The 21,055-nt window shown below is 67.8% G+C and carries 19 protein-coding genes; 12 read left to right on the top strand and 7 right to left on the bottom strand.

The window, feature by feature from the left end; all coding sequences use genetic code 11:
• Positions 1-153: 153 nt before the first annotated feature.
• A complete protein-coding gene (locus tag AC5Y5V_RS13665) occupies positions 154-930 on the top strand; it encodes an enoyl-CoA hydratase/isomerase family protein (RefSeq protein ID WP_499935755.1) in 777 nt (258 codons plus the stop codon).
• Between the two features lie 16 nt (positions 931-946).
• Positions 947-2,239: an acyl-CoA dehydrogenase family protein gene (locus AC5Y5V_RS13660; protein WP_499935753.1), complete on the top strand. Its 1,293-nt coding sequence runs from the start codon at positions 947-949 to the stop codon at positions 2,237-2,239.
• A 26-nt stretch (positions 2,240-2,265) separates the two neighbouring features.
• Here AC5Y5V_RS13660 and AC5Y5V_RS13655 read toward each other — a convergent pair whose 3' ends face one another.
• Positions 2,266-2,970, bottom strand: coding sequence for an MspA family porin (locus AC5Y5V_RS13655; protein WP_499935880.1), 705 nt, complete (start codon positions 2,968-2,970; stop codon positions 2,266-2,268).
• A 129-nt stretch (positions 2,971-3,099) separates the two neighbouring features.
• Between AC5Y5V_RS13655 and AC5Y5V_RS13650 the strand changes: the two genes are divergently transcribed.
• On the top strand, positions 3,100-3,405 hold the full coding sequence (locus AC5Y5V_RS13650; RefSeq protein ID WP_499935750.1) for a hypothetical protein: 306 nt from the start codon (positions 3,100-3,102) through the stop codon (positions 3,403-3,405).
• On the opposite strand, the gene AC5Y5V_RS13645 is transcribed toward AC5Y5V_RS13650, so the two are convergent.
• From AC5Y5V_RS13645 to AC5Y5V_RS13635, 3 genes are read right to left on the bottom strand one after another with little or no spacing between them, the layout of a single operon-like run.
• The gene (locus tag AC5Y5V_RS13645; RefSeq protein ID WP_499935748.1) at positions 3,402-4,343 is read right to left on the bottom strand and encodes a phosphotransferase family protein; all 942 of its coding nucleotides are present in this window, start codon (positions 4,341-4,343) and stop codon (positions 3,402-3,404) included. The genes AC5Y5V_RS13650 and AC5Y5V_RS13645 overlap by 4 nt on opposite strands.
• 10 nt (positions 4,344-4,353) lie before the next feature.
• On the bottom strand, positions 4,354-5,154 hold the full coding sequence (locus tag AC5Y5V_RS13640; RefSeq protein ID WP_499935745.1) for an SDR family NAD(P)-dependent oxidoreductase: 801 nt from the start codon (positions 5,152-5,154) through the stop codon (positions 4,354-4,356).
• 12 nt (positions 5,155-5,166) lie between these two features.
• Entirely contained in the window at positions 5,167-5,592 is a 426-nt protein-coding gene (locus AC5Y5V_RS13635) for a DoxX family protein (protein WP_499935743.1), read from the bottom strand.
• 145 nt (positions 5,593-5,737) lie between these two features.
• On the opposite strand from AC5Y5V_RS13635, the gene AC5Y5V_RS13630 reads away from it, so the two are divergent.
• The 3 genes from AC5Y5V_RS13630 (at position 5,738) to AC5Y5V_RS13620 (ending at position 9,684) form a co-directional block, all read left to right on the top strand.
• Positions 5,738-6,460, top strand: coding sequence for a C39 family peptidase (locus tag AC5Y5V_RS13630; RefSeq protein WP_499935740.1), 723 nt, complete (start codon positions 5,738-5,740; stop codon positions 6,458-6,460).
• A 129-nt stretch (positions 6,461-6,589) separates the two neighbouring features.
• A complete protein-coding gene (locus AC5Y5V_RS13625) occupies positions 6,590-7,003 on the top strand; it encodes a hypothetical protein (protein ID WP_499935736.1) in 414 nt (137 codons plus the stop codon).
• A gap of 173 nt (positions 7,004-7,176) precedes the next feature.
• Positions 7,177-9,684 (top strand): glycogen/starch/alpha-glucan phosphorylase, encoded by a 2,508-nt coding sequence (locus AC5Y5V_RS13620; protein WP_499935733.1) that lies wholly within the window; start codon positions 7,177-7,179, stop codon positions 9,682-9,684.
• Between the two features lie 17 nt (positions 9,685-9,701).
• Here AC5Y5V_RS13620 and AC5Y5V_RS13615 read toward each other — a convergent pair whose 3' ends face one another.
• Positions 9,702-9,908 carry a long chain fatty acid-CoA synthetase Faa4p gene (locus tag AC5Y5V_RS13615; RefSeq protein ID WP_499935729.1) on the bottom strand — a complete coding sequence of 69 codons (207 nt, stop codon included), beginning with the start codon at positions 9,906-9,908 and terminating at the stop codon, positions 9,702-9,704.
• Positions 9,909-10,301: 393 nt separating this feature from the next.
• On the opposite strand from AC5Y5V_RS13615, the gene AC5Y5V_RS13610 reads away from it, so the two are divergent.
• Both AC5Y5V_RS13610 and AC5Y5V_RS13605 read left to right on the top strand, forming a co-directional pair.
• Complete coding sequence (locus tag AC5Y5V_RS13610) at positions 10,302-10,916, top strand: TetR/AcrR family transcriptional regulator (RefSeq protein WP_499935726.1); 615 nt, start codon at positions 10,302-10,304, stop codon at positions 10,914-10,916.
• Entirely contained in the window at positions 10,913-11,581 is a 669-nt protein-coding gene (locus AC5Y5V_RS13605) for a response regulator transcription factor (RefSeq protein WP_499935723.1), read from the top strand. The genes AC5Y5V_RS13610 and AC5Y5V_RS13605 overlap by 4 nt, the downstream gene beginning before the upstream one ends.
• Here the strand turns inward: AC5Y5V_RS13605 and AC5Y5V_RS13600 are convergent.
• On the bottom strand, positions 11,563-12,915 hold the full coding sequence (locus AC5Y5V_RS13600) for a HAMP domain-containing sensor histidine kinase (RefSeq protein ID WP_499935721.1): 1,353 nt from the start codon (positions 12,913-12,915) through the stop codon (positions 11,563-11,565). The genes AC5Y5V_RS13605 and AC5Y5V_RS13600 overlap by 19 nt on opposite strands.
• A gap of 85 nt (positions 12,916-13,000) precedes the next feature.
• On the opposite strand from AC5Y5V_RS13600, the gene eno reads away from it, so the two are divergent.
• The gene (gene eno / locus AC5Y5V_RS13595; RefSeq protein ID WP_499935718.1) at positions 13,001-14,275 is read left to right on the top strand and encodes a phosphopyruvate hydratase; all 1,275 of its coding nucleotides are present in this window, start codon (positions 13,001-13,003) and stop codon (positions 14,273-14,275) included.
• A 21-nt stretch (positions 14,276-14,296) separates the two neighbouring features.
• On the opposite strand, the gene AC5Y5V_RS13590 is transcribed toward eno, so the two are convergent.
• The gene (locus tag AC5Y5V_RS13590; RefSeq protein WP_499935715.1) at positions 14,297-17,086 is read right to left on the bottom strand and encodes a DUF2232 domain-containing protein; all 2,790 of its coding nucleotides are present in this window, start codon (positions 17,084-17,086) and stop codon (positions 14,297-14,299) included.
• A gap of 234 nt (positions 17,087-17,320) precedes the next feature.
• On the opposite strand from AC5Y5V_RS13590, the gene AC5Y5V_RS13585 reads away from it, so the two are divergent.
• The 3 genes from AC5Y5V_RS13585 to AC5Y5V_RS13575 are packed head-to-tail and all read left to right on the top strand — an operon-like array spanning position 17,321 to position 21,021.
• Entirely contained in the window at positions 17,321-17,755 is a 435-nt protein-coding gene (locus AC5Y5V_RS13585) for a hypothetical protein (RefSeq protein ID WP_499935712.1), read from the top strand.
• Positions 17,756-17,767: 12 nt separating this feature from the next.
• The gene (locus tag AC5Y5V_RS13580) at positions 17,768-18,211 is read left to right on the top strand and encodes an MmpS family transport accessory protein (RefSeq protein ID WP_499935710.1); all 444 of its coding nucleotides are present in this window, start codon (positions 17,768-17,770) and stop codon (positions 18,209-18,211) included.
• Positions 18,212-18,246: 35 nt separating this feature from the next.
• Complete coding sequence (locus AC5Y5V_RS13575) at positions 18,247-21,021, top strand: MMPL/RND family transporter (RefSeq protein WP_499935705.1); 2,775 nt, start codon at positions 18,247-18,249, stop codon at positions 21,019-21,021.
• Positions 21,022-21,055: the final 34 nt, after the last annotated feature.

Genomic DNA, 21,055 nt, shown 5'->3' with positions numbered 1-21,055 from the left:
AATATTCTAGTGACAGTTGATGCGATGATGAATGACTGCATACCACCTGGTCTACTTACGATGTAACAGCACCAATTTCAAGTCTGAGCGAGGCATCGCTTTCTGGGAGAAGACTATTCTCCGTAGGCGAGAGACGCATTACGATCGGTCCTGATGTCCGACACCCTGGAAGTCGACCGCCCGCGCGACGGCGTCGCCGTGCTCAGGCTGAACCGCCCGCAGCGCCTCAACGCGATCAACGAAACCCTGCAGACCGAATTGCGGCAGACCCTCAGCGATTTGGCCGCCGACAGCGACGTCCGCGCAGTCGTCCTCACCGGTACGGGCCGCGGCTTCTGCGCCGGCATCGACCTGCGCGACTTCGGCCCCAGCGTACCTGCGGCCACCGCCCCGGCGATAGACCGGATGAGCTTCCAGGAGAGCATGGCGGCGCTGCCTGAAGCGGTACGCGCGCTGCCGCAGCCCGTCGTCGCGGCGGTGAACGGTCCGTGCGTCGGCGCCGGATTCGCATTGTGCCTCGCCTCCGACATCCGGATCTGTTCGACGGCAGCATCTTTCGGCAATGCGGCCATCCTGCTCGGGCTATCGGGCGCGGAGATGGGGATGAGCTACCACCTGCCGCGGATCGTCGGCACCAGCGTGGCCGCGGACTGGATGCTCACCGGCCGCACGGTCTCTGCCGAGGAAGCGGACCGCCGCGGCCTGGTCAGCGAGATCGTCGAACCCGATCGGCTGATCGCGCGCGCCGTGGAGTTGGCGACGCTGATCGCGGATCTCGCCCCGTTGGGGGTGCGGCTGACCAAGCGTGCCCTTCAGGTCAACACCGACGCGCCCGGCCTGTCGGCGGCGCTGGAGCTGGAGAACCGCAACCAGGTGATCGCCCACGCCACCGACGAGTCGGCGGCCCGTCGCGGCAAGTGGTCGACGTAGCGCGAAAGGACAGCAGATGCCGTGGGATTTCTCCACCGACCCGCAGTGGGCGCAGCAACTGGAATGGGTCGAAGATTTCGTGCGCACCGAATGCGAGCCGATCGACCTGATCGTCAAGGAATCCCACGACCTGAACGACCCGGTGCGTCAGGCCCTGATCCCGCCGCTGCAGGAGATCGTCAAGGAGCGCGGCCTGTGGGCCACCCACCTGGGGCCGCATCTGGGCGGGCCGGGCTACGGGCAGGTGAAACTGGCGCTGCTCAACGAGATTCTGGGTCGCTCGGAGTGCGCGCCCATCGTCTTCGGTTCGCAGGCACCCGATTCCGGCAACAGCGAGATCCTGGCCCACTACGGCACACCGGAACTCAAGCAGCGCTACCTCGAACCGCTGCTGGACAACCGCATCGTGTCCTGCTTCTCGATGACCGAGCCGCAGGGCGGCGCCGACCCGAAGGTGTTCCGCACCACCGCGGTCGAGGACGGCAATCACTGGATCATCAACGGCGAGAAGTGGTTCTCGTCGTTTGCCTCGATGGCGTCGTTCATCATCGTGATGGCGATGACGGATCCGGAAGCCCCGCCCTATCAGCGGTATTCGATGTTCGTCGTGCCCGGCGACACCCCGGGCATCAACGTGCTGCGCGACGTCGGGCTGGGGTATCAGGCGCCGGGCGGCGGGCGCGAGGGCTACGTCCGCTACGAAAATGTCCGGGTGCCCGCCGATCACATGCTCGGGCCGCGCGGCGGGGCGTTCGTCGTCGCCCAGACCCGCCTGGGCGGCGGCCGCATCCACCACGCGATGCGCACGGTCGGTCTGGTCCGGCGCATCTTCGACATGATCTGCGAACGCGCGGTGTCGCGCTACACGCAAGGCGAGGTGCTGGCCAACAAGCAGCTGGTGCAGGAGATGGTCGCCGACTCCTGGATGGAGATCGAGGCATTCCGGCTGCTGACGCTGCAAACCGCCTGGAAGATCGACCAATTCAACGATTACAAGGCGGTGCGGGCGGACATCTCGGCGGTCAAGGCGATGATGCAGAAGGTGCTGCACGACGTGTCCTCGCGCGCGCTGCAGTTGCATGGATCGCTGGGCACCACGCACGAGATGCCTTTTGTGCAGTACCTGGTCGAGTCGTTCGTGCTCGGCCTGGCCGACGGCCCGACCGAGGTGCACAAGGTGACGTTGGCCCGCATGCTGCTCAAGGACCGGCCCCCGTCGCCCGACCTCTTTCCTTCCGAACACCTGCTGCGGCTGCGCGCGGCGGCGGAGGCGAAGTTTGCCGACAAGCTGGCCGGGATCCCGCGCTGAGCCCCGGCGGGCGGACGCAACCTACTTCAGACGGCTTTGGTGTTGCCGACGAAGGACAGCACGACGTCGGATTCGTCGGTGATGCGGGTCAGCGTCGCGTAGGAGCGGACAAACGACTGCCCGACGCACCCGTCGATCTTCATGTGGAAGTCGCTGATCATGATCCACGGATTCGAACCCTTGAACTCTTTCCTCACCACCGGCACCACGACGACGAACCCGGGCTTGAGCCCGACGCTCACGACGTTGTTGTACGGCGCAGTGACCAGCGGTAGTAGCTGCAGCGGCTCCCCCGGCCCAAATGGCAGCACCGCGCCGAGGGACGGCGCGACGCCGGCGCTGTTCGCCATGGTGACGCCGTTGGCAGTGCTCATGTCGATCCCGCAGCCGATCTCGAAACCGACCTCGAGGAGGCCCCGGGGAGGCGGTTCGGGTCCGGTGAGCGAAGCGACAAAGATACCGGTGGACAGGTATTCGCGAGACGACAGCGCAGTGGTCAGCGGCGGGATGGGAACATGCCTTTCGTCCTTGGCGCCCAGCGCCAGCGTCCAGCCGTCGGGTGTGTTCAGCCGGACAGGCTTGGCCGGGGGGACGGCGCCCTCGGGTGGGGCCGCCACCGCACCGGAGGCGGGTTCCGCAGCGGGATCCGCGCCGACCGGCGGCGCCGTCATCGATGCGACGAGGCATACCGCGAGAGCCGCAGCACGCCAAACGACCGCGCGAATACGCATCACGGGCTAAACGTAGGCACGTCGAGCTGCGGTGCCGGTGTTTGCTGGCCGACGAACGGTCAGTTGTTGCGCGTTTGTAGCCGGTTTGCGACGAAGGCGAGGCACGCTGGAGCAAACGGAGTAGGCTTGATGGTTGCCGATGATTTTGGCGGACAGCGGGGAGGGCGACCGATGAGCCTTCGAAAATTGCTTCTGGGGCTAGGCGCCGGCGTGCTGGGGGCGGCTGCTGTCGTGACTGGCGCCGGCACAGCCGCCGCGGACCCGGATGATGCGGTGCCTCCGGTCATCGACGATTTGATCATCATCAACCAGGGGTTGATGCAGGACCCGCGCTCGGCGGACACGCCCAACAATTTCGGCACCCCACGTGACTGGGGCGGCATCGGCATGATCTGCCAGAACCGAAACGTGAAGTGCAACAAGGGAGGGTTCTAGCCCAGCATTGACCGGGCGCGCGCCAGCAGCGTCGGCAGCACGGGCACCATCTCTTCCAATTCCGCCCGCGGAGAGCGTCTTCGGCGATTGTGCTTGACGATCAGCGACCAGGTGGCCGCGGATTTGAAGCAGGCCAAGGCGACAAACCAATCCAGCTCGGTGACCTGGGCGCCCATGGCGTCCCGATAGATGTCGGCGAGCTCGGCAACCACCGGCGCCGCACCGGCGGGAACCCGCCGATAGGTGTCCGGGTCGGAGTTGATCAAGAACCAGCCGGCGTCGATCCGCGGGTCGCCGACCGACCAGATCTCCCAGTCGATCACCGCGGTGATGTGGGCGTCGACGGCGAGCAGGTTGCCCAACCGGAAGTCGCCGTGCACCACGCTGGGCCGTAGGGCCCGTGGCGCACGCGTCAGCAGCGCGTCCCGCACGTCGGGCCAGTCCGGCACCAGCGCGGCATCCACGGTCTCCAACGTGGCGCACCACCGCCGGACTTCCGCGACCGGGTCGATGACGGGCTCGTCCCCCAGGCCGAGGTCGGCCGGTGACAGGCTGTGCAGTGCGGCCAGCACCCGGCAGGCGTTGCGGTAGCGGTCGCCCACGACCGCGTCCGGCGCAGGGCCGTCGAACAGCGGCTCCACACACTCGCCGGCAACGCGCGACATTACGAACAGCGGGGGCTGCACGGCGTCCTCCCACAGCACGTCGGGTACCGGAACTCCCTTCGCGGCAAGCGCTTTGATGATGCGCGCCTGACGCAGTACGTCGCGGTGCGCCACCGGCGCCACCCCCGGCGGGGCGACCTTGACCACCACGTCGCGACCGTCGCGCACACCTTGGAAGGTCAGGCTGGACGCGCCACCGGCGAGCGGGCTGACGTCGCCGATGCCGCCCGCAGCGAGCCGCCGTCGCAGGTCGTCGAGGTCGATCTCAACCACGGCGGGCCGGCTACCGGGCCGGCGCAGACCAGCCGGCCTCGGCCAGGAAGGACTGGGTGTGTGCGATGCGCCCGGTCAGCGTCTTCGGGTCCCCCGTGCACAACCGCAGCGCGGTCTCGGTGATCAACTCGATGTCCTCCGTGTCGGTCTTGGCGAGGTCGAGGGTGCCGGCGCCGGGGGTGGCCACCGGGTTGGTCGGCGCGGCGGCGTTGACGGCGATGCCATCGTCGAAGAGTTCGGCGGCAAGGCTTTTCGTCAACCGGTTGAGCGCGGCCTTGGCCGTTCCGTAGACGCCGAATCCGGCGGTGCGGTCGAAATCGGAGAACGGCGGCCCGGGCGGCAGGTCGCCGCCGACCGAGGTCACGTTCAGGATCCAGCCCCGGCCGCGGTCGCGCATGGCGGGAATCGCCAACTGGCTCAGGTGCAGCGGGCCGAACAGATGCATCTCCATCATCAGCCGCACCCGTCGGTCCGGGAAATCGTCGAGGGGCCGCAGGAACGTCACCGCCGCGTTGTTGACCAGGATGTCGGGCGCCCCGACGGCGCTCACCACGTCGGCGAAGAGCCGTTCGCGCTCTTCGGGTTTGGACAGGTCCGCCGGGATCGCGACGGCCCGGCCACCGGCGGCGGCGATCTCGTCGCGGGTCTGGCTGAGCGACCCCTGGTACCTGGGGTCGGGGTCGGCGGTGCGCGCGGTCAACGCCACCGTCGCTCCCCGCGCGGCCAGGCGCGCCGCGATCGCCTTGCCCAGCCCCCGGCTGCTGCCGGTGACCAGTGCCACCTTCCCGTCACATCGATGATCCGCGCTCATCCGTCGGCCTCCTCATCTCTTCCGGGCGCGTAGCGCGTCGAGCGAAACGCTTCCCCCGCCGATGAAGACGAGCAGGAAGAAGCCGAAGCAGAACAGGATCGCCAGCGCCCCGCCGTTGGCCGCCGGCGGATCACCGACGGGCCACAGCGCTCGCGGCTGATGAATCCAGAAGTAGGCGACCGCCATCTGTCCCGAGGCGACGAACGCCGCGGCCCGGGTGAACAGCCCGGTCGCGATCAGTAAACCGGCGACCAGCTGGATCACCCCGGCATACCACCCGGGCCAGGATCCGACTTCCGCCACATATTTCGACGGGACGGGCCAGCCGAACAACGAGTTGCAGCCGGACATAACGAACAGCAGGCCGTAGACGAACCGGAACAGACTCAGCACCGCCGGCGCGTGGCGGCCGAGGCGAGAATCGAGGTTCTGCATCACGACAACGTTACGGGTTGCGACATTTGCCGAATCAAGCCCGTGAATCCCCCGCCGCTCCGTAAACTCCCTCTAACTTTCATCGGGATCGGACAGCGAAACCCCTGCGCCAGCCATTCCATCCCCGCGGCAGCGACGAGGACACAGCATGATCGGCACCCGCATCGCGATCGGCGCGACCGCGCTCGCAGTGGGACTGGCGCTCGGCCCGGCGGTCGCCGAAACCCCAGAGGCCAAAGCCACGCCCTTCCCGCCCGAGGTGACCAGCGCCGAGGCCGTCTACGGCGATCCCATTGCGGCCGCCCGGTTCTGGCACCGCCAGCAGTACGACGACGACTGCGTGCCGATGGCGATCGCCGACGTGGTCGGTGAGCTGACGGGCGACCAGCCCTCGGAGCGGGCCATCGTCGCCCTGGCCGAGTCGACCCCCAGCACCGTGCACAAGGGACCCGTGTACACCAGGCCCGGGAAACGCAAAGGGGGCGAAGGCTCTTCGGGCACCTCGTTCGCCGACGAACCGGTGCTGCTTGCGCACTACGGCATCCACGCCGTGAACTCCTACCAGAAGGACGGCCCGAAGGGCGACGCCCCGACCGGCATGGACCTGCTGGAGCAGGCGCTGGCCAAGGGCCACAAGGTAATCGTCGGGGTCAATGCCGAACTCATCTGGCAGCAGCCGGTCAGGGACAAAACGCCGGCGGGCGGCCCGCAGGCCAACCACGCCGTCGTGGTGACGGGCGTCGACGCCAAGGCGGGTCTCGTGCACCTCAACGACAGCGGCAGCGCCAGGGGACGTGACGAACAGGTACCGATCGACGTCTTCGCGCGGTCCTGGGCGACCAGCCGCAGCCAGATGACCGTCACCGACTGAACCTGACGAGGCCGCCGGGCGACCGTCGGAGTTCCCATGTTTGGGTTTGCTCTGTAACGTCAAATCCCTGCCGAGGCGGCAGCCAATCCCGCCGTCACCCGCCTCGCGCCGCAGGTAAAGGAGTCAACAATGAGCAACCCAGCCGCAGACACCCCCGCCGGCGCAGGTTGGCTGACGTCACGGGCACCACGGTCCCGGGCCCTGGCCGGCGTGCTCGCGGCAGCCGCGATTGCGGTCGCGCCGCAGGTGTTGCCGCCGACGGCCGCGGCCGACGTGACCCACCAGGTCACCTTCCAGATCACCGGCCACGGCGACGCGTTCTCCATCATCCCCGACCCCGGGACCTCGGTGTATCCGGCGAACACCAACACCTGGGTTCCCCTGCCGTGGTCGCAGACGGTCACGGTGACCGGCAGTCCGTACCTGGCGCTGAACTGGACCGACCACAGCGGCCACCACGACTGCAAGATCCTGGTGGACGGCAAGGCCGTCCCGCTCACCGAGCACTCCCCCGGCCGGTGCGCGTATCAGATTCCCGGATAGCGCCTGACGCTTTCGGCATCCGCACCCGGTGCCACCGGGTGATCGATCGGCACCTTCCTTAGACGTTCACGCTTCGGACGGCAATTCCCGCCCAGGTGTGCAAATATCGCTGCCAGACTGTCTGCCTGCTTGCCGCCGTGCACACCCGCGATCTCTAGGGAGTAGGACCCACGATGACCGACGTCCAACAGACGCCCGCCGACGGACCACCGCGCGCCGACCTCGTCGAGCCGGCCCGCACGGGCATGCAGGCTCCCGCGCTGCAGCGCGCGATCACCGACCACCTGCGGTATTCGATCGGACGGCCGGCGGCCGCACTTCGGCCCGTGCACTACTACCGGGCGCTGGCTCTGGCCGTGCGGGACCGCATGCAGGACCGCCGGGTCGCGTCGACGCAGGTCTCGCTCGACCTGGGCCGCAAGGTGACCTGTTACCTGTCGGCCGAATTCCTGATGGGCCCGCAGCTGGGCAACAACCTGCTCAACCTGCGCATGGAGCGGGCCGCCAAGACCGCGCTGGCCGCGATGGGCCAGAACTACGACGAGGTGCTGGCCTGCGAGGAGGAACCGGGGCTGGGCAACGGCGGCCTGGGCCGGCTCGCCGCGTGCTACCTGGACTCGCTGGCCACGCTGGAACGCCCGGCCATCGGCTACGGCATCCGCTACGAATTCGGCATTTTCGACCAGGAGATCCACGACGGCTGGCAGGTCGAGCAGACCGACAACTGGCTGGACAGCGGAAACCCCTGGGAAATCGCCAAACCCGACGTCAACTATCTGGTCAAGTGGGGCGGCTACGTCGAGCGCTACACCGATGACGCCGGCCGCGACCGCGCCCGCTGGGTGCCCGGGCTGATGCTCAAGGGCGTCGCGTACGACACGCCCATCCAGGGTTACGGCGTCAACACCTGCAACGTGCTGACACTGTGGAGCGCGCGGGCGGTCAAGTCCTTTGCGTTGGAAGCCTTCAACACCGGTGACTACTACAAGGCGGTCGAGGACGAGGTCACCTCGGAGACGGTCACCAAGGTGCTCTACCCCAACGACGAGCCGGAGGCCGGCAAGCGGCTGCGCCTGCTGCAGCAGCACTTCTTCGTGTCCTGCTCGCTGCAGCACGTCCTGCACATCATGGACGACCTGGCCGACGTCTCCGTGCGCGAGCTCCCGCAACGGTTCGCGCTGCAGCTCAACGACACTCACCCGTCGATCGGCGTCGCCGAACTGATGCGGCTGCTGCTCGACGAGCGCCAGCTGGAGTGGGAAGAAGCGTGGGAGATCACCGTCGCGACGTTCGCCTATACCAACCACACGCTGCTGCCGGAGGCCCTCGAAACCTGGCCGCTGGAGATGTTCGGCGAGTCGCTGCCCCGCCACCTCGAGATCATCTACGAGATCAACCGCCGGTTCCTCGACGAGGTGCGGGTCAAGTTCCTCGGCGACGCGGACCGCGTCCGCCGGATGTCGCTGATCGGCGAGGACGGCCGCAAGAACGTCCGGATGGCGCACCTGGCCACCGTCGGCAGCCACGCCATCAACGGTGTGGCCGCGCTGCACACCGAGCTGCTGAAAGACAGTGTGCTCAAAGACTTCTACGAGATGTGGCCGGAGCGGTTCAGCAACAAGACCAACGGCGTGACCCCGCGCCGCTTCCTGGCGCTGGCCAACCCGGGGCTGCGGGAACTGTTGGACCGCAGCATCGGCGAGGGCTGGCTGACCGATCTGGGGCGGCTGCGCGGGCTGGAGGCGTTCGTCGACGACTCCTCCTTCCGGGCGCAGTGGCGGGACATCAAGCGCAACAACAAGGCCCGCCTGGCCACCTTCATCCGTTCCGCTACCGGGGTCGACCTGAACCCGGAGTGGATTTTCGACATCCAGGTCAAGCGCATTCACGAGTACAAGCGCCAGCATCTCAACGTCCTGCACATCATCGCGCTCTACTACCGCCTCAAGCAGAACCCCGGACTCTCGATTCCACCGCGCGCCTTCATCTTCGGCGGCAAGGCGGCGCCCGGCTACTTCCTGGCCAAGCGAATCATCAAGCTGATCAACGCCGTCGCGGAGACGATCAACGCCGACCCGGACGTCAACAAGTGCCTGAAGGTGGCGTTCATCCCGAACTTCAACGTGCAGAACGCGCACCTGATCTACCCGGCGGCCAACGTCTCCGAGCAGATCTCTACCGCGGGCAAGGAAGCGTCGGGCACCGGGAACATGAAGTTCATGATCAACGGCGCGTTAACGGTCGGCACCCTGGACGGCGCCAACGTGGAGATCCGCGAAGAGGCCGGAGCGGAGAACTTCTTCCTGTTCGGCCTGACCGTGGACGAGGTCGAAGCGCTCAAGGCGAGCGGTTACCGCCCGGCCGACTACATCGACAGCAACGAAGAGCTCAGCGCGGTGCTCGATCTGATTGCCGGCGGGACGTTCTCGCACGGCGACCCCGAGGTGTTCCAGCCGCTGGTGGACAACCTGCGCTACCACGACTCATTCCTCGTGTGCGCGGACTTCGCGTCCTACGTGCAATGCCAGGAGCGGGTGAGCGCGGCGTGGCAGGACCGGGACGCCTGGACGAAGATGTCGATCCTCAATACGGCACGCAGCGGCAAGTTTTCGTCGGATCGCGCCATCGCCGAATACTGCGACGACATCTGGAAAGTCTGGCCGCTGACCGTCAAGGTCTGAGCCGGGCGGCTGTGCCGCTAGCCGATCTCGCTTGCGACGTACACGGCGACGTAGCCGATGGGGATGCCGGTCCGGTTGGCGATGCATTTGCGCGCCGCCGTCTCCACCGCGGCCCGACGGCTGGCGCGGGCGACGCCGCCGACCTCGGGTATCCGGATCAGCCATCCGTCCGCATCGCGAGTCACTTCGATCTCGAAGCACTGGCCGACCGTTAGGTAGTTCACACGCTGAGCGAGTCGCTGGGTACTGCGCAACGAACGCGGGCGCCGCAAAGTGGGCTGAATAGGCATTTGAGTGTGTTCCTGAGTCGTTGACGAACCGCGCGCAAGAATACTGCGACTCGGAGCGAAAACCTAATTTCGTCGCGACGCGCGGCGGTGCTGCGCCATGATCCCCGGCAGGCCGTCGCCACGCGCACCACGTCGTCGACGGCGGGCACGGTGCCGTCCGGAAACGTGGCGGTGGCCAAGCCGGTCAGCACGTCGTCCGCGGTACTCGCGGCGGCGGTCCACGGCAACTCCCTCGCTATACGATCGTCCAGGAATTGCTGGACGAACGTATAGGAAACTACTGGACGATCGACCAGCTATTGTGAGATGCACACCGACCGGAGCACCATGACCAGCGCCCTCCCCGAAGCCATGGACGGCACCGCCGACGCCCACACCCGCGAACGCCTGCTCGCGGCGGCGGTCGAGCTGTTCAATCGGCACAGCTACGCGGGCACATCGCTGCAGATGATCGCCGACGAGCTGGGCTTCACCAAGGGCGCGATCTACCACCACTTCCGCACCCGCGAGGACCTGTTGCGGGCCATCGTCGGCCCGGTGCTGAAGCACCTGCAGACCGTCATCGAGGAGGCCGGAACGCGCCGCTCGGCGTCCGCGCGCGCCGAGCACATGCTCACCGGCTACGCCGCACACATCGTCGCCAACCGTCGGGTGGCCGCCGTGCTGGCGCTGGACCCCGGAGTCGTGGAGGTGCTCAGGATCAACCCCGAGTGGGAGCGCCTGATCGGCCGGCAGATCGCCCTGCTCGCCGGCGTGAGCCCGGGCCCGACGGGTCAGGTGAAGGCCTCGATGGTGTTGGCCGGGCTGGCCGCCGCCGCGGACCCCGGGGTCGCCGACATCGACGACGCGGCGCTGTACCGGGTGCTCGTCGAAAGCGGCCGCCGCACGTTGGGTTTACGCTCACCCCGGGGCAGGGCCGATGCGGAGGGGCGCTCGACGTGAGGGTATTGCTGGTCGAGGACGAACCGAGATTGTCGGCGACCCTGGCCAAGGGGCTGAAGGCCGAGGGCTTCGTCGTCGTCGCCGTCGGCACGGGGATCGAGGGCTTGCACGAGGCCGTCGAAAACCGCTTCGACGTCGCGGTTCTCGACATCATGCTGCCGGGCCTGAGCGGGTATGAGGTGTTGCGCCGCATGCGCAAACAGAACGTCTGGACACCGGTGCTCATGCTCACGGCCAAGGACGGCGAGTACGACCAGACCGACGCGTTCGACCTCGGCGCCGATGACTATCTGACCAAACCGTTTTCATTCCGGGTGCTGGTGGCGCGACTGCGAGCGCTGGCGCGGCGCGGCGCCCCCGAGCGGCCGGTGGTGTTGGCCGCCGGTTCGCTGTCACTGGATCCCACCCGGCACACGGTCCACCGCGACTCGACGCCGATAACCTTGACGCCCCGCGAGTACGGACTGCTGGAATTCCTGCTACAGAACAAGGACGCGGTGGTGACCAAAGCCCAGATACTGCACAACGTCTGGGACGCGCACTACGAGGGTCCGGACAACGTCGTCGAGGTCTACGTGGGCTATCTGCGCCGTAAGATCGATGTTCCGTTCGGTACCAACACCATTGAGACGGTTCGCGGCGTGGGCTACCGGTTGGTGGACTGAGGGAACATCACCGTCATTCTGGTCCCGCCGCCGGGCCGGTCGTCGACATCGATCGTGCCGCCGTGCGCGGCGACGACCTCCGCCACGATCGCCAAACCCAGGCCGGTGCCACCGCCGCCCCGGGAGCGGTCGGAATCCAGACGCACGAAACGCTCGAATATCCGGCTGCGCTCGGCGGGGGCGATGCCGGGTCCGTCGTCGCTGATGGTGACGGTGGCCGAGCCTGCCCGGCTGCCGACTTCGATGCCGACGCGCGAGTTCGCATGGCGCACAGCGTTGTCCACGAGGTTACGCAGTACCCGCGATATGGCCGCGGGGTCGCCGCTCAGCCGTGTCGGGGAGACGTCGGTCTCCACCACGCACCGCGCGTCCCGCCGCACCCGGGCAGCCTCGGTCCAGGCCAGCTCGTCCAGGGCAATCTCCTGTCTGCGCAGCACCAGGCTTTGTTCGTCGGCGCGGGCCAACAGCAGTAGGTCGTCGATCAGCGCCTGCATGCGCCGCGCCTCGGGCAGCAGGGTCTCGACCGCGAGCTCGGTGTCCAGCAGCTCGGGATGAACCTCGACGAGTTCCAGGCCGGAAATGATGGTTGCCAGCGGACTTCGGAGCTCGTGGGACGCATCGCTGACGAATCGCTGCTGCGCGCGGTGGCCGGCTTCGATGCGTGACAGCATCTCGTTCATGGTGACCGCCAGCGCCGCGATCTCGTCGCGACCGCCGGGCACGGGAACCCGTTCGGCCAGATCGGACGTGGATATCTCGGCCACCCTGCCCCGGATCGCGTCCACGGACTGCAGCGAACGCCTGACCAGCCGGTAGGTCGCCCCGGCCGCGACCGCGACGATGATCGGCGCGCCGCAGGCCAGCAGCAGCGCCACCGTCCGTGCGCTCGCCTCGACCGCCTCACTCCCGCCACCGACGAGCACCGTGTAGTCACCCGTCGGGGTGTGCACCCGCTGACCGCTCACCCGCATATCGTCATCGGCCACCGCGTCGTCGGGCAGGCCGCGGCGCAGCATGAAGCCGAAGCCGGCGATGGGTACCAGCGGGGTGTTGGGTGCGGATCCGGACCGCGCGACCACTCTGCCGTCCGCGGCGACCAGTTGGATCGCCACCACATGCTGGTCGGTGGTCAACAGAGCGCTGTCGAGGGCCTCGGGCGAATTGGATTGCAGCGCTGCGCAAATGTGGCGAACCCGGCCGGCCGCGGCGTCGTCAACGCCCGCCAGCAGCGAACGGTAGAGGATCGCGACCAGGCCCGCCCCCGCCACCGTGAAGGCGACCAGTACGACGATCGCCGACGCTGCGGCCGAGCGAGCCGAGATACCCATCCGCATAGTCTGATTGTCCAGGGCTGAAGATCGGCTGAGAACACGGCTACTCAGCGGATTCTCAGCGGCCCGCCGCTACGCTGACGCTGCCATGAGGATCGCGTCGATCGTCGCCCGCCAACTGCTGGACTGCAAGGCACGTCCGCTGGTGGAGGTTGAAATCACCACCGACACAGGACATACCGGACGTGGCGCGGCGCCCACCGGCAGTTCGGTCGGCGTGCACGAGGCGTTCGTCCTGCGCGACGGAAACCGGGCCGAATACGACGGACTGAGCGTGCGTCGGGCCGTCTCCGCGGTCAACGACCAGATCGCCCCCGCCCTGCTCGGCGCCGAACTCGACGACCCACGGACGCTGGACCGCGTCATGATCGACCTCGACGGCACGCCGGACAAACACCGGCTCGGCGGCAACGCGATCTACTCCACCTCGGTCGCGCTGCTGCGCGCGGCGGCCGCGGCGGCGGGCGTACCCACCTACGCGTATGTCGGCGCCCTGGTGGGACGTCCACTGCCCGACACCGTGCCGGTGCCCAGCTTCAACATGATCAACGGCGGCCGCTGCGGGGACGTCTGCCAGACGTTCAACGAATTCCTCGCGGTGCCTTATCGCGCCGACTCTATCGAGTCCGCCATCGAAAACGGTGTGCGGCTGTTCAACGTGCTCGGCGATGTGCTCGCCAAGCGGTTCGGTCGCACCCCGCATCTGGCGCCGTCGTACGGGTACGTCGCCCCCGCCAGCGACCCGCGGGTGGTCCTGGAGATCCTGGCCGAGGCCGCCGAGCGCGCCGGCTGCGCCGATGTGATGGCTTTCGCGCTGGACTGCGCCTCCAGCGCGGTGTACGAACCGGCCACGCGCATGTACGCGCTCAACGGCGAGCGGGTGAGCGCGGAGGCGCTGGTCGACTATGCCCGGGCGCTGTCAGAGGACTTCCCGATGGTGTTCATCGAGGACCTGCTCGACGCGGACGACTGGGACGGCTTCGCGAAGGCGGCGCGCAGTATCGACCGCTCGCTCATCCTCGGCGACGATCTGATCGTCACCCGCCGCGACCGCCTGCAGCGGGCGGTCGAACTGTCGGCCGTCGACGGCTTCGTCCTGAAACCGAACCAGGTGGGCACCATCGCCGAGGCACTTGACTGCGTCGAATACGGCTGGCAGAACGGCATTCTGGCGATGCCGTCGGGCCGATCGGGCGGGGTCATCGACGATGTCGTGATGGATCTGGCGTTGGGACTGGGCGCGCCGCTGCAGAAGAACGGCGCGCCGCGGTCCGGCGAGCGCATCGAGAAGCTGAATTTCCTGCTGCGCGCCGCCGAACGCATCCCGGACTGCGCGCTGGCGAACGTGCCGGTGCGGTTCTGACCAGCTCACACAGCCGGCCACTCAGCCCACCGACAACGCGACCACGCACACCGCCGCCACGATCGAAAGCGCGATCCAGTCGGCGCGTTTCGGCCGCGACGGCGCCGCGGAGAACTGGCCGGCCCCGCCTCGCGCGGTGATCGCATCGCCCATCTCGTCGGCGCGCCGTAGCGTCACCGTCAGGACCGCGACCATCAGGTCGGTCACGTCGGCCCCCAATTGCCTCAGCCGCCGAATGTGGTTGCGCGGGCGGTGTTTGGGCCGCAACCGGCGGGCGGCGTGGAGCGCGCGGAATTCCTCCATCAGCATCGGAAAGGTGCGCAGCGCGAGCGCCAACGCGACCGACCAGTCATCGACCGGGATCCGCAACGGCCGCAGCCGGCGGCCCAAAGTGGCCAGCGCCGGAGCGATTTCGGCGACGTTCGTCGTCCATGACACCAGCCCGCCCAGGCCGAGCAGCACGGCGGAGAGCGCGGTGATGCGCAGGAAATCCAGCAGACCGCCGACCCCGCCGAAGAGCGCCATGCCGCCGACGACGGCCAGCAGGATCCACAGCCACCGCGGTGCCGACGGCAGCGCACCGCGCGGAATGCGCGCCACCCGCGCCGTCGTCAGGGCCAACGCGGCCGCCAGCCCGATCGGCACCCATCCGGGGTCTAAGGTCAGCAGCAACGAAACGGCAAACACGGCAGCCAGTTTGGTGCCGGCCCACAGCTCATGGATGGCCGAACGCCCGGGCACCGGGCGCAGCAAGACGACGGGGCGACGCGGGCGGCGACTCGGGCCAGTCGGGCGGTTGACCGCAGGTGCGGCGGGCACCGGTTCCAGCCGTCCGTCGCGCAGGTGCAGGGTGCGCGGGCACAGCTCCTCAAGCCCGGCGAAGTCATGCGAAATGACCACCACGGTCAGGCCTGTGGCGCGGCGGCGTTCGGTAAGCAGCCGCACCAGCCCGCGCCGGCTGGCGGCGTCCAGCCCCGCCAGCGGCTCGTCGAGGATCAACACGCGCGGAGACCGCGCCAGGATCCCGGCCAGCACCACGCGGCGCATCTGGCCGCCGCTGAGCTGATCGATGCGCCGCTGCGCAAGCTCGGCGCCCAGGCCGACGGCGGCCAGCGCCGCGGCCACCCGGGGCCGATCGTCCGGCGAGAAGCCGGCCGCCGACGCCACTTCGAGATCGACGCGGCTGCGCATCAGCTGCAGCCGCGCGGCCTGAAACTGCAGCGCTACCGCGCCGACTTGCTCCGACGCGGGCCGCCCGTCGAGCAGGCAGGTGCCCGCGGTCGGTGCCGTCAACCCGGCCATGATCCACGCCAGCGTGGACTTGCCCGAGCCGTTGCCGCCGTGGATGAGCAGCCCGTCGCCCTCGCAGACGACAAAGCTGACGTCGCGCAGGGCGGCCTGTGCCCACGGGGTGCCGCCGCCGTACACATGGCCGACGCCGGCGAGTTCGAGCACCGGCAGGTGGGCCCGGTGACCGGTCGCCGTGACGGTCGGTGCGGGCACGGTGTCGACCATCGATGTCGGCGCACCGGCGTTGTCCCGCGAGGCCCGCAGGTCAATGACGCGGTCGGCGTATGCGGCCTCGTTGTCGTAGTGCGTGACGTGCACCACCGCGGTCTCGTGGCAGTCGGCAAGACCGGACAGCACGCCCAACAACGCCTCGCGCCCGCGCTGGTCGACCATGCTCGTGATCTCGTCGGCGATGAGCAGCGCCGGCTCGCGGGCCAGCGCGGCGGCCACGGCCAGGCGTTGCAGTTCACCGCCGGACAGGCCGCCGGTATCGCGCTCGGCGAGGCCCGCCAGCCCGACTTCGGTGAGCAACCGGTCGACATCGGTGGTCGTGCCCGGGGGCAGACCCCAAACCACGTCGTCGGCGACCCGGGTGCCCAGCACCTGGCTCTCCGGGTGCTGCATGATCACCGCGGTGCCGCCGAGCTGCCCGAGACCCACCGCGCCGGGTCGGTCGACCGTGCCCGAGGTCGGTTCGCGGCCGGCGAGGACCATCATCAGCGTGGTCTTGCCCGAGCCGTTGGCACCGGTGACCGCGACGTGTTCGCCCGCGCGTACCTCCAGGCTGACCGCCCGCAGCGCGTCGCGATCGGTGTGCGGATAGCGCAACCGCACCTCGTCCAGCCGCACCGGCACCGGCCCGATCGGCCCGGCGCCGGCGGGCGTGTCCAATTTGTGCACGTCGGGGATGCCGCGCAGCCGCGTCAGGACTCGAGACAGCGCCCACCAGCCGATCAGCGAGGTCACCACGATCGCCACGACGGCGTATCCCACGACGAGCCACTGCCAATGCGTCAACGCGTCGGCAAAGAACCGGTCGAGCTGCCGCGCGGCCGGCTGCAGGTGCGGCACGCGCGCCAGGGCCGCCGTCGCCCCGTCCACCGTGGCGGTGATCGTATGGAACACCAACTGCCGCAGCCGCGCCAGGACGGTCAGCGCGCCGACGGCGGCGACTCCGGCCACGACACCGGCGGCGACGGACGCGGCGATCACCGTCGGCGCGCCCCGACGGCGCCGCTTCACGATTCCGGCCAGCCCCCCGACGTAGGCGCAGAGCGCGACCGCCCCGAGGCCGCTCAACCCGACCACCAGAAAGCCGATCACGGCGGCGGCGACGACCGCGGTGGCCACGACGCGGATCCGATGGCGGTAGGCCAGCAGCCCGATCGGCACGGCGCCCAGCAGACCCAGGCCCCCGGCGTGCGGCAGCACAACGGTGACGATCGCGATCGCTGCGCACAGCGCGCCCAGCACCGACGCCTGCGCCAATTCCCGTGGGCGCAGCGACCGGGAACCCGTCATAGCCGTACGACAATCTTCTCCGCCGCGATTGTGAAGCCGAATCATGTTGTACTGCAACTCATTCCATATGATTGCCCGCATCTCCCGCGAGCGTGTCGACCTGGCCTTACGTTGGACCGCCAGCGTATTGAGGGGGCGCTGAGAAGTCGCTGAGTAAGTCGCGAGCCGCCGTCCGCAAGAGGTAGCGTCTGGACTGTCTTCGATCGTTCGACGACGGCACGGAGGACCGACATCGTGGATTCACGCCTGTATGCCCCGCTGACCCTGATCGCCTTCGCGCTGGTGCTGGTCCTGGCATGCTTTGCCTCCGTCTTCGTCAGACGAATGGAGCGGCGCGGGCCCACGCCGATCAGCGAAGAAATCGGCAGCACCAAGGCGGTGATGAACAAGCTGCGCAGGCGGGAGCCGATGTCGGCGGAGGAGGTGGATTTCGCGCGGCGCGTCGTCGGCGACCGCACGTCGTTGCTGGCCTTCTGCATCCCCGGCACCCTGTTCATGCTGGGCTGCTATTACGTGTTCGGCAGCCTCGAACACCTGCACGGCGCGCGGCCTTCGGAGCGCACGTTCCTGGGGCTGATCCCGATGCTGACTTCCACAAACCTCGCGATCCGGTTACTCAGCAGCGCGCGATTGAAAAGGCGCCTGCCCAAGCCGGCGCCCAAAGCCTGAAGAGGTGATCGAGTGAGCCCTCGCTCAGTCGGCAGGACCTTTCTGGGGCGAGCGTGGATGCCGTTGGTCGCCGTCGTGGTGATCGGCGTGGGCGGGCTGTGCATGTGGAAGGTGCACGAGTTTTCCGCGCCCGGCCCCGTCATCACCGTCAACGGCCCACAGGCACCCGAGCAGACCACCCCCAAGCGGCTCACCTACGAATTGACCGGTTCCATCGGGGACGGCGGGATGCTCGTCTACGTGGACATCGACGGCCATCCGCATCGGGTCGACCTGACGACGCTGCCGTGGTCGCACACCGAAACGACCACGCTCACCGTGGTGTCGGGCAGTGTCTCGGCGCAGGTCCGCGGCGGTCGGGTGGGCTGCCGCATACTGGTGAACGGCGTCGTCCGCGACGACCAGTCCGACAACCATCAGGACGCGCACGTCACTTGCAGGGTGAAATCCGCATGATCGCGCGCCCAGCGAATCGCCCGCTTGTCCCGAGAATGGTTCGCGCGCTGGCGATACCGATCATCGTCTTCTGGGCCGTGCTCGCGGTGACGACGAATACCTTTGTGCCCCAAGTAGAGCGGGTCGCGGAGGAACTCGCGGGACCAATGGTCCCGCATTACGCACCGTCGCAGCGGGCGATGCTGCGCATCGGCGAAAAGTTCCACGAGTCCACGTCGACCAGCATGACCATGGTCGTGTTCGAGGCCGATCGGCCGTTGGGCGATGCGGACCACCGCTATTACGACGACCTGATGCGCCGGCTCAAGCAGGACACCAGGCACGTGCAGTACGTCATGGACTTGTGGGGCAAGCCGATCACGGCGGCGGGCGCGCAAAGCGTCGACGGCAAGGCCGCATTCGTGCTGTTGCGGCTCGCCGGCGACATCGGCCAGATGCAGGCGAACCAGTCCGTCGACGCCGTCCGGGACATCGTCGCGAAGGACACCCCGCCGGCCGGTCTTAAGGTGTACGTCAGCGGCGCGGCCCCGCTCGCCTCGGACACGGTGGCCATTGCCAATTCGAGCCTGAACGACATCACGATCGTCACGATCATCCTCATCGTCGTGATGCTGTTGCTGGTCTACCGCTCGGTTTCCACCCTGCTGGTGCCCCTGGCCGGCGTCCTGATCGAGATGCTGGTCGCCAAGGGCGTGGTCGCGACGCTCGGGCATCTCGGGTACATCGAGCTGTCGTCGTTCGCCGTGAACATCGTCGTCGCGTTAACCCTGGGCGCGGGAACGGATTACGGCATCTTCCTGATGGGCCGCTACCACGAGGCCCGACAGGACGGCGAAAGCCGCGAGGAGGCGTTCTACACCGCATACCGGGGCGTCACGCCGATCATCATCGGCTCCGGGCTGACGATCGCGGGAGCGTGCTACTGCCTGTCCTTCGCGCGGCTCAACTACTTCCACACCATGGGCCCGGCCGTCGCCATCGCCATGCTGTTCACCATCGTGGCGGCGCTGACGCTCGGTCCGGCCCTGCTGACCGTGGGCAGCCTGTTCGGGCTCTTCGACCCGAGACAACAGGTCAAGGCGCACCTGTACCGGCGGATCGGGACTAGCGTGGTGCGCTGGCCGGTGCCGATCCTGGCGGCCAGCACCGCCGTCGTCATGATCGGGGCGGTCTTCGTGCCGACCTACCGGGTGAACTACGACGACCGTCAGTACCAACCGGCCGACGCGCCCGCCAACCGGGGTTTCGCTGCGGCGGATCACCACTTCTCGAAGAGCAAGCTGTTTTCCGAGATGCTGATGGTCGAGACGGACCACGACATGCGGAACTCGGCCGATTTCGTCTCGTTGGATCGGGTCGCGAAGAGTCTGATTCGCCTTCCGGGCGTCGCGATGGTGCAAAGCATCACCCGGCCCCTGGGCCGGCCGCTGGAACACGCCACCCTGCCCTACCTGTTCACCACGCAGGGCAGCGGCAACGGTCAACAGCTTCCGTTCAACAGGCAGCAGAACGCCAATACCAATGAGCAGGCACAGATCCAGGAACACACCGTCGCGGTCCTGGACAGGTTGGTCGGCCTTTTCCAGCACATGTCGGACGAGATGCACAAGACCGTCGTCACCATGGAAGACATGCAAAGGGTCACACAGCAGTTGGACGAGGAGATATCCAACCTCGACGACTTCTTCCGGCCGATCCGCAGCTATTTCTACTGGGAGCGGCACTGTTTCGACATCCCGGTGTGCTGGGCTTTCCGATCGGTGTTCGATGCGCTCGACGGCATCGACCACCTGGCCGCCGACATCAAGAACGCCGTCGGCTCTCTGGAGGTCATCGACAAACTGCTGCCACAGATGGTCACGCAGTTCAAACTCATGCGCGACGACACGGCGGCGCTGCAGTCACTGCTGATCAACACCTACGGGTCCGCGGATCTGCAGTCCATCCAGACCGACCAGACCTTCGATGACCTGATCAACGTGGGGCTCGACTTCGACCGCGCCCGCAGCGACGACTTCTTCTACATCCCCCGGGAAGGTTTCGACAACGAAGACGTCAAAACCGGTATGACGCTGATGATGTCGCCCGACGGCAAGGCCGCCCGGTTCATCGTCACCCACGAAGGCAACGCCATGGGCCCCGAAGGGGTCCAACACGTCGAGGCGTTCCCGACGGCCATCACGACGGCGCTGAAGGAGACCTCGTTGGCCGGCGCTCGCGTCTATATCGGCGGCTCGGGCTCGAACAACAAGGACATCAAGCAGTACGCCGCATCCGACCTGCTGATCGCGGCGATCGCCGCCTTCGTGCTGATCTTCCTGATCATGATGTTCCTCACGCGAAGCCTGGTCGCCGCGCTGGTAATCCCTGGCACAGTAGCCTTTTCGTACGCCGGCGCGTTCGGGCTCTCCGTGCTCGTCTGGCAGCATCTGATCGGCCTGCACCTGCATTGGCTGGTGTTGCCGCTGACGTTCATCATCCTGGTGGCGGTGGGTTCGGACTACAACCTGCTGCTGATCGCCCGCGTCAAAGAGGAGATTCACGCCGGACTCAACACCGGTCTCATCCGCGCGCTCGGCAGCACCGGTGGCGTGGTGACGTCGGCGGGCCTGGTGTTCGCCTTCACCATGCTCGCGATGCTCACCAGCGATCTGCGGACGATCGGCCAAGTGGGCTCCACCGTGTGCATCGGACTGCTGCTCGACACGCTGATCGTGCGCTCGTTCGTCGTGCCGTGCATCCTGCGGATCCTGGGACCGTGGTTCTGGTGGCCTACGTTCGTACGTGCCCGACCGCTCCGGCAGCGTTAAGACAGCGTCAGCCCGCACACGACAACCAGGGGTG

The organism is Mycobacterium sp. NGS68 (genome assembly GCF_059812195.1).
This window is presented reverse-complemented; position numbering and strand designations above follow the sequence as displayed.

Coding starts and splice junctions, on each gene's coding strand:
- AC5Y5V_RS13665 (WP_499935755.1), top strand. CDS start 154: ATGTCCGACACCCTGGAAGTCGACCGCCCGCGCGACGGCGTCGCCGTG.
- AC5Y5V_RS13660 (WP_499935753.1), top strand. CDS start 947: ATGCCGTGGGATTTCTCCACCGACCCGCAGTGGGCGCAGCAACTGGAA.
- AC5Y5V_RS13655 (WP_499935880.1), bottom strand. CDS start 2,970: ATGCGTATTCGCGCGGTCGTTTGGCGTGCTGCGGCTCTCGCGGTATGC.
- AC5Y5V_RS13650 (WP_499935750.1), top strand. CDS start 3,100: ATGGTTGCCGATGATTTTGGCGGACAGCGGGGAGGGCGACCGATGAGC.
- AC5Y5V_RS13640 (WP_499935745.1), bottom strand. CDS start 5,154: ATGAGCGCGGATCATCGATGTGACGGGAAGGTGGCACTGGTCACCGGC.
- AC5Y5V_RS13630 (WP_499935740.1), top strand. CDS start 5,738: ATGATCGGCACCCGCATCGCGATCGGCGCGACCGCGCTCGCAGTGGGA.
- AC5Y5V_RS13625 (WP_499935736.1), top strand. CDS start 6,590: ATGAGCAACCCAGCCGCAGACACCCCCGCCGGCGCAGGTTGGCTGACG.
- AC5Y5V_RS13620 (WP_499935733.1), top strand. CDS start 7,177: ATGACCGACGTCCAACAGACGCCCGCCGACGGACCACCGCGCGCCGAC.
- AC5Y5V_RS13610 (WP_499935726.1), top strand. CDS start 10,302: ATGACCAGCGCCCTCCCCGAAGCCATGGACGGCACCGCCGACGCCCAC.
- AC5Y5V_RS13600 (WP_499935721.1), bottom strand. CDS start 12,915: ATGCGGATGGGTATCTCGGCTCGCTCGGCCGCAGCGTCGGCGATCGTC.
- eno (WP_499935718.1), top strand. CDS start 13,001: ATGAGGATCGCGTCGATCGTCGCCCGCCAACTGCTGGACTGCAAGGCA.
- AC5Y5V_RS13590 (WP_499935715.1), bottom strand. CDS start 17,086: ATGACGGGTTCCCGGTCGCTGCGCCCACGGGAATTGGCGCAGGCGTCG.
- AC5Y5V_RS13575 (WP_499935705.1), top strand. CDS start 18,247: ATGGTTCGCGCGCTGGCGATACCGATCATCGTCTTCTGGGCCGTGCTC.